The sequence below is a fragment of the Allobosea sp. GW821-FHT10B12 genome, from assembly GCF_059415545.1.
On sequence record NZ_JBWKNL010000002.1, the window covers coordinates 353,364 to 369,563 of the forward strand.

15 protein-coding genes are annotated in these 16,200 nt (G+C 65.0%); 8 read left to right on the forward strand and 7 right to left on the reverse strand.

What is annotated here, in order from left to right; translation table 11 throughout:
* Positions 1 to 10: 10 nt before the first annotated feature.
* The 6 genes from bamA to lpxB all read left to right on the forward strand — a co-directional run bounded on the left by bamA (position 11) and on the right by lpxB (position 7,023).
* Entirely contained in the window at positions 11 to 2,473 is a 2,463-nt protein-coding gene (gene bamA, locus AC07O0_RS06905) for an outer membrane protein assembly factor BamA (RefSeq protein WP_494621295.1), read from the forward strand.
* Positions 2,474 to 2,511: 38 nt separating this feature from the next.
* Positions 2,512 to 3,576: a UDP-3-O-(3-hydroxymyristoyl)glucosamine N-acyltransferase gene (gene lpxD, locus AC07O0_RS06910; protein ID WP_494621297.1), complete on the forward strand. Its 1,065-nt coding sequence runs from the start codon at positions 2,512 to 2,514 to the stop codon at positions 3,574 to 3,576.
* Positions 3,577 to 3,664: 88 nt separating this feature from the next.
* Positions 3,665 to 4,123 (forward strand): 3-hydroxyacyl-ACP dehydratase FabZ, encoded by a 459-nt coding sequence (gene fabZ, locus AC07O0_RS06915; protein ID WP_454027631.1) that lies wholly within the window; start codon positions 3,665 to 3,667, stop codon positions 4,121 to 4,123.
* Positions 4,124 to 4,175: 52 nt separating this feature from the next.
* Positions 4,176 to 4,985, forward strand: coding sequence for an acyl-ACP--UDP-N-acetylglucosamine O-acyltransferase (gene lpxA / locus AC07O0_RS06920; RefSeq protein ID WP_494621299.1), 810 nt, complete (start codon positions 4,176 to 4,178; stop codon positions 4,983 to 4,985).
* On the forward strand, positions 4,982 to 5,851 hold the full coding sequence (locus tag AC07O0_RS06925) for an LpxI family protein (protein ID WP_494621301.1): 870 nt from the start codon (positions 4,982 to 4,984) through the stop codon (positions 5,849 to 5,851). Before lpxA ends, AC07O0_RS06925 begins: the two co-directional genes overlap by 4 nt.
* Positions 5,848 to 7,023 (forward strand): lipid-A-disaccharide synthase, encoded by a 1,176-nt coding sequence (gene lpxB, locus AC07O0_RS06930; protein WP_494621303.1) that lies wholly within the window; start codon positions 5,848 to 5,850, stop codon positions 7,021 to 7,023. The genes AC07O0_RS06925 and lpxB overlap by 4 nt, the downstream gene beginning before the upstream one ends.
* Positions 7,024 to 7,143: 120 nt before the next feature.
* Here the strand turns inward: lpxB and AC07O0_RS06935 are convergent, their stop codons facing one another.
* The 3 genes from AC07O0_RS06935 to gltX form a co-directional block, all read right to left on the reverse strand.
* The gene (locus tag AC07O0_RS06935; protein ID WP_494621305.1) at positions 7,144 to 8,139 is read right to left on the reverse strand and encodes a Bug family tripartite tricarboxylate transporter substrate binding protein; all 996 of its coding nucleotides are present in this window, start codon (positions 8,137 to 8,139) and stop codon (positions 7,144 to 7,146) included.
* 141 nt (positions 8,140 to 8,280) lie between these two features.
* A complete protein-coding gene (gltA, locus tag AC07O0_RS06940) occupies positions 8,281 to 9,570 on the reverse strand; it encodes a citrate synthase (RefSeq protein WP_454027626.1) in 1,290 nt (429 codons plus the stop codon).
* A 270-nt stretch (positions 9,571 to 9,840) separates the two neighbouring features.
* The gene (gltX, locus tag AC07O0_RS06945; RefSeq protein ID WP_494621308.1) at positions 9,841 to 11,259 is read right to left on the reverse strand and encodes a glutamate--tRNA ligase; all 1,419 of its coding nucleotides are present in this window, start codon (positions 11,257 to 11,259) and stop codon (positions 9,841 to 9,843) included.
* A 227-nt stretch (positions 11,260 to 11,486) separates the two neighbouring features.
* Between gltX and AC07O0_RS06950 the strand changes: the two genes are divergently transcribed.
* Positions 11,487 to 12,374 (forward strand): DUF4131 domain-containing protein, encoded by an 888-nt coding sequence (locus tag AC07O0_RS06950; RefSeq protein ID WP_494621310.1) that lies wholly within the window; start codon positions 11,487 to 11,489, stop codon positions 12,372 to 12,374.
* A 172-nt stretch (positions 12,375 to 12,546) separates the two neighbouring features.
* Entirely contained in the window at positions 12,547 to 12,702 is a 156-nt protein-coding gene (locus AC07O0_RS06955) for a hypothetical protein (protein ID WP_494621312.1), read from the forward strand.
* Positions 12,703 to 12,728: 26 nt separating this feature from the next.
* On the opposite strand, the gene AC07O0_RS06960 is transcribed toward AC07O0_RS06955, so the two are convergent.
* The 4 genes from AC07O0_RS06960 to AC07O0_RS06975 are packed head-to-tail and all read right to left on the reverse strand — an operon-like array spanning position 12,729 to position 16,181.
* A complete protein-coding gene (locus AC07O0_RS06960; RefSeq protein ID WP_494621314.1) occupies positions 12,729 to 13,784 on the reverse strand; it encodes a hypothetical protein in 1,056 nt (351 codons plus the stop codon).
* Positions 13,781 to 14,197: a hypothetical protein gene (locus AC07O0_RS06965; RefSeq protein ID WP_494621316.1), complete on the reverse strand. Its 417-nt coding sequence runs from the start codon at positions 14,195 to 14,197 to the stop codon at positions 13,781 to 13,783. Before AC07O0_RS06965 ends, AC07O0_RS06960 begins: the two co-directional genes overlap by 4 nt.
* Positions 14,194 to 15,561 carry a hypothetical protein gene (locus AC07O0_RS06970; RefSeq protein ID WP_494621318.1) on the reverse strand — a complete coding sequence of 456 codons (1,368 nt, stop codon included), beginning with the start codon at positions 15,559 to 15,561 and terminating at the stop codon, positions 14,194 to 14,196. The genes AC07O0_RS06965 and AC07O0_RS06970 overlap by 4 nt, the downstream gene beginning before the upstream one ends.
* Entirely contained in the window at positions 15,561 to 16,181 is a 621-nt protein-coding gene (locus AC07O0_RS06975; protein WP_494621320.1) for a phage adaptor protein, read from the reverse strand. Before AC07O0_RS06975 ends, AC07O0_RS06970 begins: the two co-directional genes overlap by 1 nt.
* Positions 16,182 to 16,200 lie beyond the last annotated feature (19 nt).

Consider the following 16,200-nt stretch of genomic DNA (forward strand, 5'->3'; position numbering starts at 1 on the left):
TGCGGCCATCATGGTGGCCGTCAGCGGTAGCGTGGTGTTCGCGCAGTCCGTGATTGTCCAGGGCAACCGTCGCGTCGATGCGGAGACGATCCGCTCCTATGTGACGGGGCAGGGCTCAGGCAGCCCGCAGGAGATTCGCCAGAATCTCATGGCGACCGGCCTGTTCTCCAACGTTCAGGTCAGCCGCCGCGGGGCGCAGACCGTCGTCTCCGTCCAGGAGAACGATACGATCAACCGCGTTGCCTTCGAGGGCAATCGCCGCCTGAAGGGCGACGTCCTGCTCGGTCAGGTCCAGTCCAAGGCGCACGGCCCGCTGAGCCAGCAACTGATCGATGCCGACGTCGAGCGCCTCAAGGAAGTCTATCGTCGCGCCGGCTACGGGCTCGCCACGATCAGCGGCCGTATTCAGCCGCTGCCGAACGGCCGTTCCGACGTGGTCTTCACCATCGTGGAGAGCGGCAAGACCGGTATCAAGTCGATCAATTTCAGCGGCAACGGCGTCTACTCCTCGTCGCGCCTGCGCGGGTTGATGGCTTCGACCGAGTCGAATTTCCTGAGCTGGATCAAGACCTCCGACGTCTATGATCCGGACCGGATCAACGCCGACCTCGAGCTGATTCGCCGCTATTATCTGAAGAACGGCTATGCCGACTTCCGCATCGTCTCGAGCGATGCGCGTTTCGACGATGCGGCCGGTGGCTGGGTCGTCGACATCGCCGTTGACGAAGGTCCGCAGTACAAGGTCGGCAATGTCGGCGTCGATTCCCGGCTGCGCGATGTCGATCCGGCCGTGCTGGAATCGCTCGTCAACACGTCGAGCGGCGATACCTACAATGCCGAGGCGGTCGAGCGTTCGCTGGTCAGCCTGACCACCGAGGTGGCCAAGCGCGGCTATGCCTTCGCGCAGGTTCGCCCGCGCGGCGAGCGCGATGCGGCCAGCGGGCAGATCGGCATCACCTATGTGGTCGAGGAAGGGCCGCGGGTCTATGTCGAGCGCATCAATGTGCGCGGCAACACCCGTACGCGTGACTATGTCGTCCGCCGCGAGCTCGATCTCGGCGAAGGCGATGCCTACAACAAGGTCTTCGTCGACCGTGCGGAGCGCCGCCTCAACAATCTCGGCTTCTTCAACAAGGTCCGCATCACCAACGAGCCGGGCAGCGCGCCTGACCGCGTGGTCGTCAATATCGATGTCGAGGACAAGGCGACCGGCTCGTTCTCGATCGCGGGCGGCTATTCGACCTCGGATGGCGTCATCGGCGAGGTTTCGCTGTCGGAGTCGAACTTCCTCGGTCGCGGCCAGTATGTCCGTATCGCCGGCACGATGGGCCAGCGCACTCAGGGTATCGATTTCTCGTTCACCGAGCCGTACTTCCTCGGCCACCGGATCGCGGCGGGCTTCGACCTCTTCTCGAAGTTCAACGACAACACCAATATCGGCTACTTCGAGAGCCGGGTGACTGGCGGCCAGGTACGATTCTCTTTCCCGATCACGGAAGAGTTCTCGATCACGCCGCGCTATTCGATCTACACGACCGAGATCAAGATCCCGAACACCTACAACAAGCCGTATAACGACTGTACCTTCCCGATCGACGGCATCACGCCTGGCACCGCCGGTGCGGTGGACGCGACCACGACGTTCAACTGCTTGACGAATGGCGAGGCGACGGTCGCGGTCAAGGAGGCGCAGGGGACGACCCTGACCTCGCTGGTGGGCCTGAACTTCAACTACAACTCGCTCGACAACTACCAGAGCCCGCGCAACGGCTTCGTCGCCGAGATCAAGCCGGAGTTCGCTGGCGTCGGCGGCGACTCGAAGTTCCTGCGCGTCAGCGCCGATGCGCGCTACTACAAGGAGTTCCTCGAGGACTTCGTCGGTATCGCGCGTGTCCAGGCCGGTCACGTCCAGTCGACCGGTGGCGGCGATCTGCGCATGATCGACCACTACTTCCTCGGCCCGACACTGGTGCGCGGCTTCGCGCCTTCCGGCATCGGTCCGCGTGACGTGTCCAACGATCCGACGGCCAACGCGCTGGGCGGCACCACCTATTTCGGCGGTTCGCTCGAAGTGCAGTTCCCGATCTTCGGTCTGCCGCGCGACCTCGGCCTGAAGGGCGCGGTCTTCGCCGATGCCGGTACGTTGTTCAACTACGACGGCGGCTCGAAGGGCATCACCAACGGGGCCTTCCTGGGTTGCCCGGCTGGTTCGGAAGCGCGTCAGTTCAACGTGGCCACCAACTCGGTCTACCAGAACAATGTCGCTTGCGTGCGTGACAAGAACGTCATCCGCTCCTCGATCGGCGTGAGCCTGCTCTGGCAGTCGCCGCTCGGCCCGATCCGCTTCGACTACGCTTATGCGCTGTCGAAGGACGATGGGCAGATCGGCACCGACCCGCGCACCGGGATCACCGGCAAGTACGGTGGCGACCGGACGCAGGCTTTCCGCTTCTCGGGCGGCGCCCGCTTCTGACCGGCGGGGCGCCCGCGCGCCCCGCAACGGATCATCATATGGCAGATCCCAGTTTCTTTCCGATCGCGACCTCGCTGTCCTTCAGCGAGGTCGCTTCCTTGTCAGGCACCACCTTGCCCGAGGGCGCCGATCCGGAGCGCCGGGTCGAAGGCGTTGCGCCGCTCGAGACGGCCGGCGGCGGCGACGCCGCCTATATGGACAATCCGAAATATGTCGCGGCGCTGGTCGCGACGACTGCGGGGCTCTGCTTCGTTTCCCCGCGCTTCGTCGAGCGCGTGCCTGCCGGCACCGTCGCGCTGGTCACGCCGGCGCCCTACCATGCCTTTGCCAAGCTGCTCTCGGTCTTTCACCCGCAGGCGCTGCGGCCAGGCTCGATGTTCGGCTCCGCCGGCGTCGCTCCCGGTGCCTTCGTGCATGCGACGGCCAAGCTCGAAGCCGATGTCACGGCCGATCCGGGGGCAGTGATCGGACCGGGCGCTGAGGTCGGTGCCGGCACGGTGATCGGCCCCAACGCCGTGATCGGCGCGCAGGTGCGGATCGGACGGCAATGCGCGATCGGCGCCGGCTCGACGCTGCAAGCGGCCCTGATCGGCAATCGTGTCATCATTCATCCCGGCGTGCGAATCGGCCAGGACGGATTCGGCTTCGCCATGGGGCCGAAGGGGCACATGAAGGTGCCGCAGGTCGGCCGCGTCATCATCCAGGACGATGTCGAGATCGGCGCCAACACGACGATCGATCGCGGCGCTAGCCGCGACACGGTGATCGGCGAGGGCAGCAAGATCGATAACCTCGTGCAGATCGGGCACAACTGCGTGGTCGGGCGGCATTGCGTGATCTGCGCCCAGGTCGGCATGGCCGGCTCGAGCACGCTCGAGGATTTCGCCGTGCTCGGCGGACAGGTCGGGCTGGCGGGGCATCTGACGATCGGCATGGGCGCGCAGATCGCCGCCCAGAGCGGTGTCGCCGGCGATGTTCCGCGCGGCGCGCGCTATGGCGGCTATCCCGCGCAACCGGCGCTGAGCTGGGCACGCGAAGCCGCCTTGCTCAAGCAACTCGTCTCAAAGCGTGGCAAGGGCCCCGGCGGCGGCGAAAACGCTTGATCTCGCGCCGACTTCCGGCAAAAGCAGCTTGCAATATAGGTGACGCGCGCCGGCGCCGGGCGCAGGGCGTTCGAGGAGACCAGACACGATGACGGATGCGACCAAAGCGCTCGGCGTGGCCGATATCCAGAAGATCATGGCCTGCATCCCGCATCGCTACCCGTTCCTGCTGGTCGACAAGGTCGTCGAGATCGACGGAGACAGCTCCGGCGTCGGCATCAAGAACGTCACCTTCAACGAGCCGCAGTTCACCGGCCACTTTCCCGGCCGTCCGGTGTTCCCAGGCGTGCTGATGATCGAGGCGATGGCGCAGACCGCGGGCGTGCTTGTGGTCAGCGCGCGTGGCAGTGACGATCTTGCGGTCACCACCGTGCTGTTCACGACGATCGACAAGGCGAAGTTCCGCAAGCCCGTCATTCCGGGCGATACGCTGCGCTTTCATCTCACCAAGCTGGCGCATAAGCGCAACATCTGGTTCTACCGCGGCGAAGCCAGGGTCGACGGCGTGCTCGTCGCCGAGGCCGAGCTCTCGGCCATGGTCGTCTGAACGGGCAGCCACGATGCATGCTCCCGTTCCCGGCCAGACGCAGGATTCTGCCATGAACACTTCGATCCATCCGATGGCGATTGTCGACCCGGCTGCCAAGCTGGGAGCGGGCGTCAAGATCGGCCCGTTCTGCACGGTTGGTCCCGATGTCACCCTTGACGACGGCGTCGAGCTGATCAGCCATGTCGTCGTCGCCGGCCGCACGACGATCGGCCCTCGCACCAAGATCTATCCCTTCGCCTCGATCGGCCACCCGCCGCAGGATCTGAAGTACAAGGGCGAGCCGTCGACGCTGGCGATCGGCGCCGATTGCGTGATCCGCGAAGGCGTGACGATGAATCCGGGTACCGAAGGCGGCGGCATGAAGACCGTCGTCGGTGATCGCGGCCTGTTCCTGGCCAATTCGCATGTCGGTCATGACAGCGTGATCGGCAACAACGTCATCTTCTCGAACAATGTGATGTGTGCCGGCCACGTCACCGTCGGCGATTTCGTCATCGTCAGCGGCGGGACCGGGCTGCAGCAGTTCGTCCGGATCGGTGATCACGCTTTCATCGGCGGCGGCTCCGGTGTTCTGCTCGACGTCATCCCGTTCGGGATGGTCCGTGACAACCCCGCTCACCTCGCCGGGCTCAATCTCGTCGGTCTCAGGCGGCGCGGTTTCTCGCGCGAGCAGATCCACGAATTGCGCCGGGCCTATCGCCTGCTGTTCGCCGACGAAGGCACGCTCTCGGAGCGGGTCGAAGACGTTGCCACCGAGTTCGCCGAGCATCCGCTGATCCACGAAATCCTCGATTTCATCCGCGCCGGCGGCGATCGGGGCATTTCGGTGCCGCGTGACGTGAACGCGCCCGAACGGTGAGCGCAAAGGCGGCCGACGCTGCAGGGCGGTCGCAGGGACGGCGCGTCGCCGTCCTGGCCGGCCGCGGCGACTATCCGTTGCGGGTCGCCAGCGCGGCCACGGCGCAGGGCGCCAGCGTCTATGTCGCCGTGCTTGCCGGCGCGGGCGATCCGGCCGACTATACGGCCTATGACGCTAGGGAATACCGCCTTGGTCAGCTCGGGCGTTTCCTCGATGAGATCAAGCGCCGCGAGATCGACGAGATCGTCATGGTCGGCGCCTTGCCGCGGCCCAGCTTCGGCTCGCTGGCGCCGGAACTGTCGACCCTGAAATACCTGCCGCATTTTGCCCGCGCCTTTCAGGGCGGCGACGACCATCTGCTGCGCGGCGTCGTCAGCTTCTTCGAGGGCCAGGGGCTGCGTGTTCTAGGCCCGGCCGATATCGCCCCCGATCTCGTCGCACCAAATGGCGCACTTGGACGCCACAAGCCATCTGCCGTCGCGCGCGAGGCGATCGCGACCGGCTTCAACCTGCTCGCGGCGCTCTCGCCCTTCGACATCGGGCAGGCGGCGATCATCGCCGATCACCGCGTCGTTGCGATCGAAGCAGCGGAAGGCACGGACGCGATGATCGAGCGTGTCGCCGGCCTCGTCCAGGCGGGGCGCCTCAAGCCCGGCAAGGGTGACGGCGTGCTGATCAAGGCGCCCAAGCTTGGACAGGATCTGCGGGTCGACATGCCGGCGATCGGCCCGGACACGGTGGCGCGCGTGGCGGCCGCCGGTCTCGCCGGCATCGCGGTCAAGGCCGGCAGCGTGCTGATCGGCGACCGCGAGCGGCTCGCGACCCTCGCCGATGCCTCGGGCCTGTTCATCGAGGGCGTGGCGTGACACGCCCGTTCAGGCTCTTCATCGTTGCAGGCGAGGCTTCGGGAGATGCGCTCGGCGCGCGCTTCGTGGCGCGGCTGCGCGAGGTGCTGGGCGGTCGGCGACTCGAGCTGTCGGGTGTCGGCGGCGAGTCCCTGATCGCGGAAGGGCTGCACAGTGTCTTCCCGCAGGAGGACATTGCCGTGATGGGCTTCGGCCCTGTGGTGGCACGCCTGCCGCTGCTTTTGCGCCGCATGTCGGACGCCGCGCGGGCCGCAGAGGCATTCAAGCCCGATCTCCTGCTCACCATCGACGCACCTGATTTCAGCCTGCGCGTCGCGAAGAAGGTGAGACGGCTCGCGCCCTCGATCCCGGTCGCGCATTGGGTCTGCCCGAGCGTCTGGGCCTGGCGACAAGGACGAGCGCGGCGGATGAAACCGCATGTCGACCGCATCCTGGCGCTGCTGCCGTTCGAGCCGGCGGCGCTGGAGCGGCTCGGCGGGCCGGAGACCGTCTATGTCGGCCATCCCTTGATCGAGCGCCTGGATGCCTATCGGCCGGGGCCGGACGAAGCGCTGCGTCGCGACGATGCCGAGGCGCCCACCGTTCTGATCCTCCCCGGTAGTCGCCGTTCCGAGATTCGGCATCTGATGCCGCCCTTCGGCGAGGCCGTGGCCCTGGTGGCAGACCGGCTGCCGCAGGCCCGCTTTGTCCTTCCGGCCGTACCGCGCCTGGTCGAGATGATCACGGAGCTTGCCGCTGGCTGGCGCGTCAAGCCGGAGATCGTGGCGGGCGAACAAGCAAAGCTGACCGCTTTTCGTGGAGCGCGAGCGGCGCTTGCGGCCTCGGGCACGGTGACGCTCGAACTGGCGCTGTCGCAGGTGCCGACGGTCGCGGCCTATCGTGGCGCGGGCTGGGAGGCCGTGCTGGCGCGGCGCCTGATCAAGCTGCCGAGCGTGATCCTGCCCAACCTGATCATCGGCGAAAGCGTGGTGCCTGAGTTCATCCAGGACGAAGCCTCGCCGCAGGCCCTGTCCGAGGCACTCCTCGCCGCGATTGCCGAAGGCCCGGCACGCCAGCGCCAGCTCGACGGCTTCGCAAGTGTCGAGCAGAATATGCGAAGTGCCGGGCCAAGCCCGGCGGCGAACGCCGTCAGCGCGGCGCTCGCCCTGGTTCGGGAGCCGACAGGCGGCTAGAGCACATTCCGATCAGCTTGCATCGCAAGCTGATCGGAAAAGCGTTCTCTATCATAAAGTTAGGGACGGATTCACCGATCAGATTAAGTCAATCTGATCGGATCCGGCTCTAGCGGCCGCTTACTCGACGACGGCGCCCGAGGCCTTGGCGATCGGGCCCCATTTTGCCAGCTCGGCCTTGACGTGCTCGCCGAGCGCCTCCGGCGTCGAGCCGACGATCACCGCGCTGACATCCTCCAGGCGCTGCTTCACATTGGCGTCCTTGAGCGACTCGTTGGCGGCACTGTTGATCTTGTCGACCACCGGGCGCGGCATGTTGGCGGGTCCGAACAGCGCATTCCAAGTATAAGTCTCGTAGCCGGCGAGCCCGCCTTCGGCGATGGTCGGCAGGTCGGGGAAGGAGGAGACGCGCTCCTTGGTGGTGACGCCGATGGCACGCAACTGCCCGCTGCGGATGAACTGGGCCGAGGAGGGCAGGTTGTCGAACATGATCGGCACCGCGCCGGAGACGACGTCGTTCAGCGCCGGACCGGCGCCGCGATAGGGCACATGGTTCATGCTGACGCCGCCGAGCGATTTGAACAGCTCGCCGGAGAGATGCAGCGGTGTGCCGACGCCAGATGAGGCGTAGGAATACTTGCCGGGATTGTCCTTCAGCAGCTTCAGCACCTCCGGCACGGTCTTGGCCGGGAAGCTCGGATGCACGACCATCACGTTCGGCACCACGGCGAGCAGCGAGATCGGCGTGAAGTCCTTGACCGCGTCGAAGGTCACGGTCTTCAGGATCGCCGGATTGAGCGCATGGGTCGAGATGGTGCCGAGCAGCAGGGTGTAGCCGTCGGGCGTGGCCCGGGCGACCGCGGTCGAGCCGATATTGCCGCCGGCGCCGGCGCGGTTGTCGATCACGATCGACTGGCCGAGCAATTCGCCCATCTTCTGGCCGACGAGACGCGCGACGATGTCGGTCGAGCCGCCGGCTGCGAAGGGTACGATCAGCGAGATCGGCCGCGTCGGGAACTGCGCCTGGGCGGACACCGAGCCGGCAGCGCCGGCGAAGGGCAGGGCGGAGGCGCCGACGAGGAAGCCGCGGCGGCTGAGACCTTCTGCATTCGACATGAGCGATGAACCTTTCAAAATGGTCGGCGACTGTAGCGCGCCAAGTGCAACCGTCACTTGCGTTTGATGCATCAATCGCATGAAACAATAAAGGCCGCGACGGGGTTCCGTCGCGGCCTCGCTTGTCTCAGCCTTGGCTTCTCAGCGGCGGCCGATCGGGGTGTAGTCGCGCTTCGGAGCGCCGGTGTAGAGCTGGCGCGGACGGCCGATGCGCTGGGACGGATCCTCGATCATCTCCTTCCACTGCGCGATCCAGCCGATGCTGCGCGCCAGCGCGAACAGGGCCGTGAACATCGAGGTCGGGAAGCCCATCGCCTTCAGGGTGATGCCCGAATAGAAGTCGATGTTCGGATAGAGCTTCTTCTCGATGAAGTACTCGTCGTGCAGGGCGATGCGCTCGAGCTCCATGGCGACGTCGAGCAGCGGATCATCCTTGATGCCGAGCTCAGCCAGGACCTCATGCGTGGTCTTCTGCATGATCTTGGCGCGCGGATCGTAGTTCTTGTAGACCCGGTGGCCGAAGCCCATCAGGCGGAACGGATCGTTCTTGTCCTTGGCCTTGGCGATGTATTTCGGGATGTTGTCGACGCTGCCGATCTCCTCGAGCATCTTCAGCGCCGCTTCATTGGCGCCGCCATGCGCCGGGCCCCACAGGCAGGCGACGCCGGCCGCGATGCAGGCGAAGGGATTGGCGCCGGAGGAGCCGGCGAGGCGGACCGTCGAGGTCGAGGCGTTCTGCTCGTGGTCGGCGTGCAGGATGAAGATCCGGTCGAGCGCGCGCGACAGCACAGGATTGACCTTGTAGTCCTCGGCCGGCACGGCAAAGCACATGCGCAGGAAGTTCGAGGTGTAGTCCAGCGAGTTGAGCGGATACACGAAAGGCTGGCCGATCGTGTACTTGTAGGCCATCGCTGCCAGCGTCGGCATCTTCGCGATCATCCGCATCGAGGCGATCATGCGCTGCTGCGGATCGGAGATGTCGGTCGAGTCGTGATAGAACGCCGACATGGCGCCGACCGAGGCGACCAGGACCGCCATCGGGTGCGCGTCGCGGCGGAAGCCCTGGAAGAAGCGGGCCATCTGCTCGTGCACCATGGTGTGGCGCGTGACGCGATAGTCGAAATCCGCCTTCTGTGCTGCGGTCGGCAGTTCGCCGTAAAGCAGCAGATAGCAGGTCTCAAGGAAGTCGCCGTGCTCGGCGAGCTGCTCGATCGGGTAACCGCGATAGAGCAGTACGCCCTCGTCGCCATCGATATAGGTGATCTGCGACTCGCAGCTCGCGGTCGAGGTGAAGCCGGGATCGTAGGTGAACATCCCGGTCTGGGCGTAGAGCTTGCCAATATCGATGACCGACGGCCCGATCGAACCCGCTTTGACCGGCATGTCGACGGTTTTGCCCTCGACAGCCAACTGGCTGGAAATTCCGCTCATGGATCCGATCCTTTCAGGCTCGTTCTTCAGTCATGTTCCCGGTCGGACGGAGGCGCCGGCTGCTCATCGCGTTCCGGCATCATCCGAACGTCCCACGATGACGGCTCCATGACGGGAATGTCGGGGCGGGCAAGCGGGAAGAGTTCATCGGACTGATTTTGAAGCATTTTTTGTGCCGGACCGGCAGCGGGAGCCGCCGGTCCGCAGCGCGTTGCTAGACCAATTCGGCGAGGGGTTCAACCGAGCGGCCATTAGCCTTTCTGGGGGCAATCATGCGGCATCGGCGAGGCGCGCCAGCACCTCGTCGCGGCCGAGCACCGCCATCACGTCGAACAGGCCCGGCGAGGTGGTCTTGCCGGTCAGCGCCGCGCGCAAAGGCTGCGCTACCTGGCCGAGCTTGACGCCGCTCTCCTCGGCGAAGTCGCGGATCGCGCTCTCCAGTGGCGGCGGCGCCCAGTCGGCGACGGCCGAGAGCTTCTGCGCCAGCTTCGGCATGCGCTGCCGGGCTGCATCGTCGAGCAAAGCGGCGGCTTTCGGCTCGAGCGCAAGCGGCCGCTGGGCATAGAGATAGGAGGCGCTGTCGATCAGCTCGATCAGCGTCTTGGCGCGCTCCTTCAGGCCCGGCATGGCCGCCATCAGCTTGGCTTCCAGCTCCGGGGTCGGCTGCGTGCCGATGCCACGCGGCGGGCCGATTTCCGACCAGATCGCCTTCAGCGCGGTCATCAATTCGTGATCCTCCGACTGGCGCATATAGAGGCCGTTGAGGTTCTCAAGCTTGGCGTAGTCGAAGCGGGCTGGCGAGCGGCCGATCGAGGAGAGGTTGAACAGCGAGATCATCTCCTGCGGCGAGAAGATCTCCTGGTCGCCATGGCTCCAGCCGAGGCGCAGCAGATAGTTGCGCAGCGCGATCGGCAGATAGCCCATCGAGCGATAGGCATCGACGCCGAGCGCGCCGTGCCGCTTCGACAGCTTGGCGCCATCCGCGCCGTGGATCAGCGGGATGTGCGACATGCTGGGAACCTTCCAGCCGAGCGCCTGGTAGATCTGCGTCTGCCGCGCGGCATTGGTCAGATGGTCGTCGCCGCGGATGACGTGGGTGACGCCCATGTCGTGATCGTCGACCACGACGGCGAGCATATAGGTCGGGTTGCCGTCGGAGCGCAGCAGCACCAGGTCGTCGAGGTTCTCGTTCTGCCAGGTGACGCGGCCCTGGACCTCGTCCTCGACCACGGTCTCGCCGGTCTGCTCGGCCTTGAGGCGGATCACCGGCTTTACGCCCTCCGGCGCGGTCGCCGGATCGCGGTCGCGCCAGCGCCCGTCATAGCGCAGCGGCTTGCCCTCGGCGCGCGCCTTCTCGCGCATCTCCTCGAGCTCCTGCGGCGTCGCATAGCAGTAATACGCCTTGCCGGCGGCCAGCATCTGCTCGGCGACCTCGCGATGGCGGGCGGCGCGCTGGAACTGGTAGACGGTCTGCCCGTCCCAATCGAGGCCGAGCCAGGCGAGGCCGTCGAGGATCGCGGCGATCGCGCCGTCGGTCGAGCGTTCGCGGTCGGTGTCCTCGATGCGCAGCAGCATCTTGCCGCCATGGCGGCGGGCATAGAGCCAGTTGAACAGTGCGGTGCGGGCACCGCCGATGTGCAGGAATCCGGTGGGCGACGGCGCGAAGCGCGTGACGACCGTGTCACTCATGAAGGGAGGCTCCGGCGGAACGGGTAAGCAAAAGACGAGGGCGACTTCGATACGGGCCTCGGCCGGGGCTGACATCCGGCGCCGCCGCTGTAACATGCCTTGCCGGCTGCCGTTAAGTGCCCCCGACGGGGAGGGGGCGTGATCGCCGCGCGGCTGCGACGGGGGGACGAATGCTCTCCTACGGGCCAGAAGAGCGCCGTAGCAGGGTGCGAGCCGGTGAGCTGGCCTTGCCGGCGCGCTTGCGGCGCGTCGCCGGTGTCCCTTGGCCCGCATCGCTTTCGCTGCATGATTGGGGCGGTCGCGTCCGCCGGGCCTTCGAAACCGAGGCCGAGCGCCGCCGCCTGTTCAACTGGCTGCCGGTCTGCATGGGTGCCGGCGTGCTGCTCTATTTCCTGGCCGATCGCGAGCCGGGACTGGCCGCGCCCCTGGCCGGGGTGGTGCTGTGCGGGCTCGCCGCGCTGCTGACACGCCAGCGCCGTGCCGTCATGGCTGTCTGCATCGCGGCTGCCGCTGCCTTTGCCGGCTTCGCGACTGCGACCTTCAGAACGGCAGGCATGGCGGCGCCTGCACTTGCTCGCAACCATGTCGGCAAGCTCACCGGCTTCGTCGAGATGCTGGAGCAGCGCGAGAAGGGCGTGCGCATCGTCGTTCAGGTCACGGACCTGCCGGGTGTCGAGCCCGCGCAGCGGCCGCGGCGGGTGCGTGTCACCACGCCAGTGACGACGCTGAAGCCTGGCGATCATATCAGCGCGACGGCGCGCCTGTTGCCGCCGCCCGGGCCGGCGCGTCCCGGCGGCTATGATTTTGCCCGGGACGCGTTCTTCCAGGGCATCGGCGCGGTCGGGAACATCGCCGGCAAGATCTCGCTCGCACCTGCACCGGTTCCGATGCCGCGCCGGCTCGCCTTGGCGGTCGCGATCGACCAGGCCCGCAACGCGCTGACCGAGCGCATCGCGAGCAGCGGCGGCGGGCAGGCGGGGGCGATGGCGGCTGCCCTCGTCACCGGCAAGCGTGGGCTGATCAGCGAAGAGACCAACAGCGACCTGCGCGCCGCCGGCATCTACCATATCGTCATGTGCGATCGGGTTTGCCGGCAGCCGTCAAATCCTGTCTAACCTGATGATAAGATAAGGGTTTTGCCGGCTCTAATCACGGCAAAAAATTTTTGCGAGGTCCGCGCGAAAAGGCCCGGAATGCCCCTTCAGAAAGATATCGACATTTCGAAACGCGATTCGATATCGAAGTTGAGCGTCATATTGCGACGCCATTTCGAGAAGAGAATATTTCATGCGTTATACCAGCGTTCCCAAGGCCGATATCGGAAAGATCAAGAAGCTCTGCGTCGTCATTCGCGAGCTTAGCGAGCATTATCTCGTCTACATCGATGAGGACGAGCCGGAGATTGATTGGAGCAACCTCCCCGAATTGGGAGATGACGATTGAACGGGACGCCTTCGGGCGTCCTTTTTTCATTCAGAGCCCGGACTGACGAATCGCATCAGCGGATTGAAGGGCCAAGCCGAGATCAATTCGTCCGCGTCACTGACATCCACGATCGGCAGAAGGCTCGCCCATTTCGGCGTCAGGAACCGGGCCTTGCCATCTAGGGCGGCTCGATAGGCTCCGAAGTGGCAATGGGCGTCGAAGACACGAGTCTCGACGCCTGCCGCGTTCTCGATCGCGCAAGGGCGATGCCGACGAAGCTGCTCCGCCCAAATCGGCGAGATTCCTGTGGGCGGGTCGTTCAGGGTGCGCTCGAAGGCTTCGGCCCCGGCCTTCCGGAGGCCCTTCCACAGGTTCTTGTCGAGCGCATAGGTCTTCGTGAAGGCGGAGCGCTCGCAAAGCCCGTGATTGGGCAGAGCCACGCGACCATCGGTCGAAACACCCTTGAAGAACGGCACGAGCTTCTTCGCGGCCGGATCGTTGACGAAGAGCGGCGGCAGGGCGAAGGGCTGGGCGAGCAGCACATCGGCCGGGCTCGGAGGCCCATAGCGCGACACGAAGATTCGCTGAATGCGCTCCGGGGGATCGAGGATGAAGGGCGACGGATGGGAGCTTCGGCCGGTCATCAGGCGAGCCCACCACTCCGAGGAATAGGGAACCTGAACGGCAATCTTGCCGGGGGCGATGGTCGCGATCCATTCCATAATTGTGACGATGTCAGTTTCCGAGATCGTCGTTTGCGGACGCATCCCGATCAGATTCGCGATGCCGTTCAAGGCCGTGTTCACGGCTTCAGGACGGGCGGAGCCGTAGCATTCAAACGAGACCGCGAGCGCGGCTCGTAGCGGCGGGGCTCGCGTCGGCAATTCAGTCAGGAAAAAGCGCAGGCATTCAGCAACTGCGGCCGGATCATCGCGAACCGGCAGCTTCCAGTGAAACCGGGCAGATGGCGAGAATGTGCAAACCGGCCCCCCAAGGGAACCTTCGACCGGCTCGAAGCAGACATTGACGCCGCTCATCGCGAGGAAGACGGCATCATGCAGATCGGCGATCGTCTCTAGCCGAAGGAAGGCGTCTTTCATGGGCGAAGCGGGCGCTTCTCCAAGGCGTCGAGACGGCGATTCACTTCGACGGACGAAGCCTTCGACTCCTGAAGCGTGATGATATCCCGTTCGATCCGGGCGATGGTCGCGTTCTGGCTGTTGATGAAGAAGCCGCCGATCGCCGACGAGATTGACCAAGCGAGAGCGATCCCGGCGATGATCGGGCCGTAATTTGGCTTCGATCCGGCTTCCAACTTCGTGTGCAGGCCCTTCAGCGAATCCTTGATCTCTGCGAACTGCTCCTTGGTTTGCTGCTCGTGGCGCTCAACCCGGAGATCGATCGGGGATGATTGATTGAGCATGAGGTGCCGGAAGCTCGCGAACTCCTTCGCCAGATGCTCAACCTGCACTTCGAGGCGTGTAAGAGCCTTGGTTTCGGCGTCGTTCGTCATGCGTAGACGCCCGTGAGCGGGTACCATTTCGACGAAGCGCCGCTCGTAAAGGTCAGGCCCGCGCCGTCACCCAATGGGAAGGGTGCGTTCGTCGCGAGGCCTCGGAACGAGCCACCGCTGTGCGGATAGACATTGATCGTGCTGCCGCTCTCGTTGATGACCTTCAAATCCGTCCCGGCCGGCAGGCCCGAAGGAAAGACAAGGCCACCCGTTCCGCTTGTCACGATCGAAGTCATGTTGGTGATCGCCGTCGCGGTGCCCTGCGTGGTTCCGGCAGCCGCAAGCGTGGCGCTCGTGCCAAAAGAGAAGAAGCCGCCTGTATGGGCGACGTTCCCGGTGAAACTCGGGCTGGCAGAATTGGCCTTCGGGCTGACCGCCGTCGTGACGAAGGCAGTGGTCGCGATCTGCGTGGTGTTCGTGCCGGCCGTGGCCGTGGGTGCAGTCGGCGTTCCGGTCAGAGCCGGCGAGGCTAAGTTGGCCTTGCCTGCTGCCGTGGCTGTGATCGAGATATCGGCCGAACCGTCGAAGCCTATCGAGCCGGTGACATCGCCCGTCAGGCTGATAGTGCGCGTGGTGGCAAGCTTGGAGGCGGTTGCCGCGTTGCCGTTGAGATCGGCCGCGAGCGTGGCCTGCGCGCCTGTGAAAACCTCGTTCGTGTTAGTCGCGTCGGCAATGAGATTGAACTGGCCAGCCGACGAGTCGTAGCCGAAGAAGCCGGTCTTGATCGCGCTGCCGGTCCCATAGCGGAATTCAATGCCGCGATCTTTGCCGTCGTTCACGCTCGTCGAATTGCTGCCGAGCGTCATGATCGGGTCGGCGAGCGTCAGGGTCGTCGAGTTGATGGTCGTGGTGTTGCCCTGAAAAACGACATCGGCCGTGACAACGCCGCCAGTGTCAAAGCGCAGATAGTCGCTGAGGTTGGCGGACTGAATGATTGCCGCCGCTGCCTGAGTTTCAAGCGCTGCGATCTGAGCCTCTTCGGCGCTGTCTGCGGCCTCGTTGGCTTTGAGAGTGCTTGTGTCACGGGCCGCTACCGCTGTCGCCGCAGCCGCTTCGGCCGCGTTCTTCCGATCGAGAGCCCAAGCCGCGAGGGTCGCGGTGAACTCCTCATGGTCGATCGTGCTGATTTCGGCTGCCTGTGCCGCTGTTGCAGAAGCCTGAGCGGCATCGCGAAATGCCAAGGTGTCTGCACGAGCCGCCAGAACGGCAGCTTCCGAGATGTCGATCAGGATTTTCGTCGAGGCGACTTCGGCGCGATCGGCTTCGACCTGATCGCGCATGGCCGAGACATCGTCGAGGATATCCTGACTGAGAAGCAGGTGATTAGGAGTGTTGTTCTGACCGTAAAAGGACGAATTTGCCATCAATCGTCCCCGAAATTGGTTTCATAGGCTGGGGAGATCACGGCGTTGGTCAGGGCGTCAGCGGCTGCCTGTGCATTCAGCGCTGCAAGGGCATTCGCGAACTGATTGCGATAGGTCGCTTCGCCCTGTGCATCACGATAGTAGATGCTCGCGTGCACCATCGCGCCGGCAATGATCGCTTCGGGGGCGATATCAATGAGCCAATTCGTGTCCGTGTCTGCCGAGAGAGCCGCGAAGTTCGAGTGGTAGACGATCTCGATCTCGTCGCCCTGAACCGGGCGAGGGCCAATGACATAGGTCGGACCTACCTTGGCAAAGAACGCTGGGCATCCCGTTGTCCGCGACAAGCGGCGGACCTTCGAAAGCTCCGCCTGCTGAAGGACATTGCCGTTCACGCTGATCGTGATGAGGCCGAGCAGATCGCCGGGGACAGAGATCGAGGTGAAAGGCGTGTCGCCGACCGTATATTCGGAGACGCTTTCAGAACCGGGCGTGCGAAGCTCCCGCTGCGCCTCGCGGATTGAATTGTCGAGCCATCGCACGATGTCGGACGGCTTGGCGTCGCCTCGCCCCAATTCGCGGGTGAAGTCTTGTTTAATTTGAGCATAAGTGACCGGCATGACACGGTTATTTATGCCG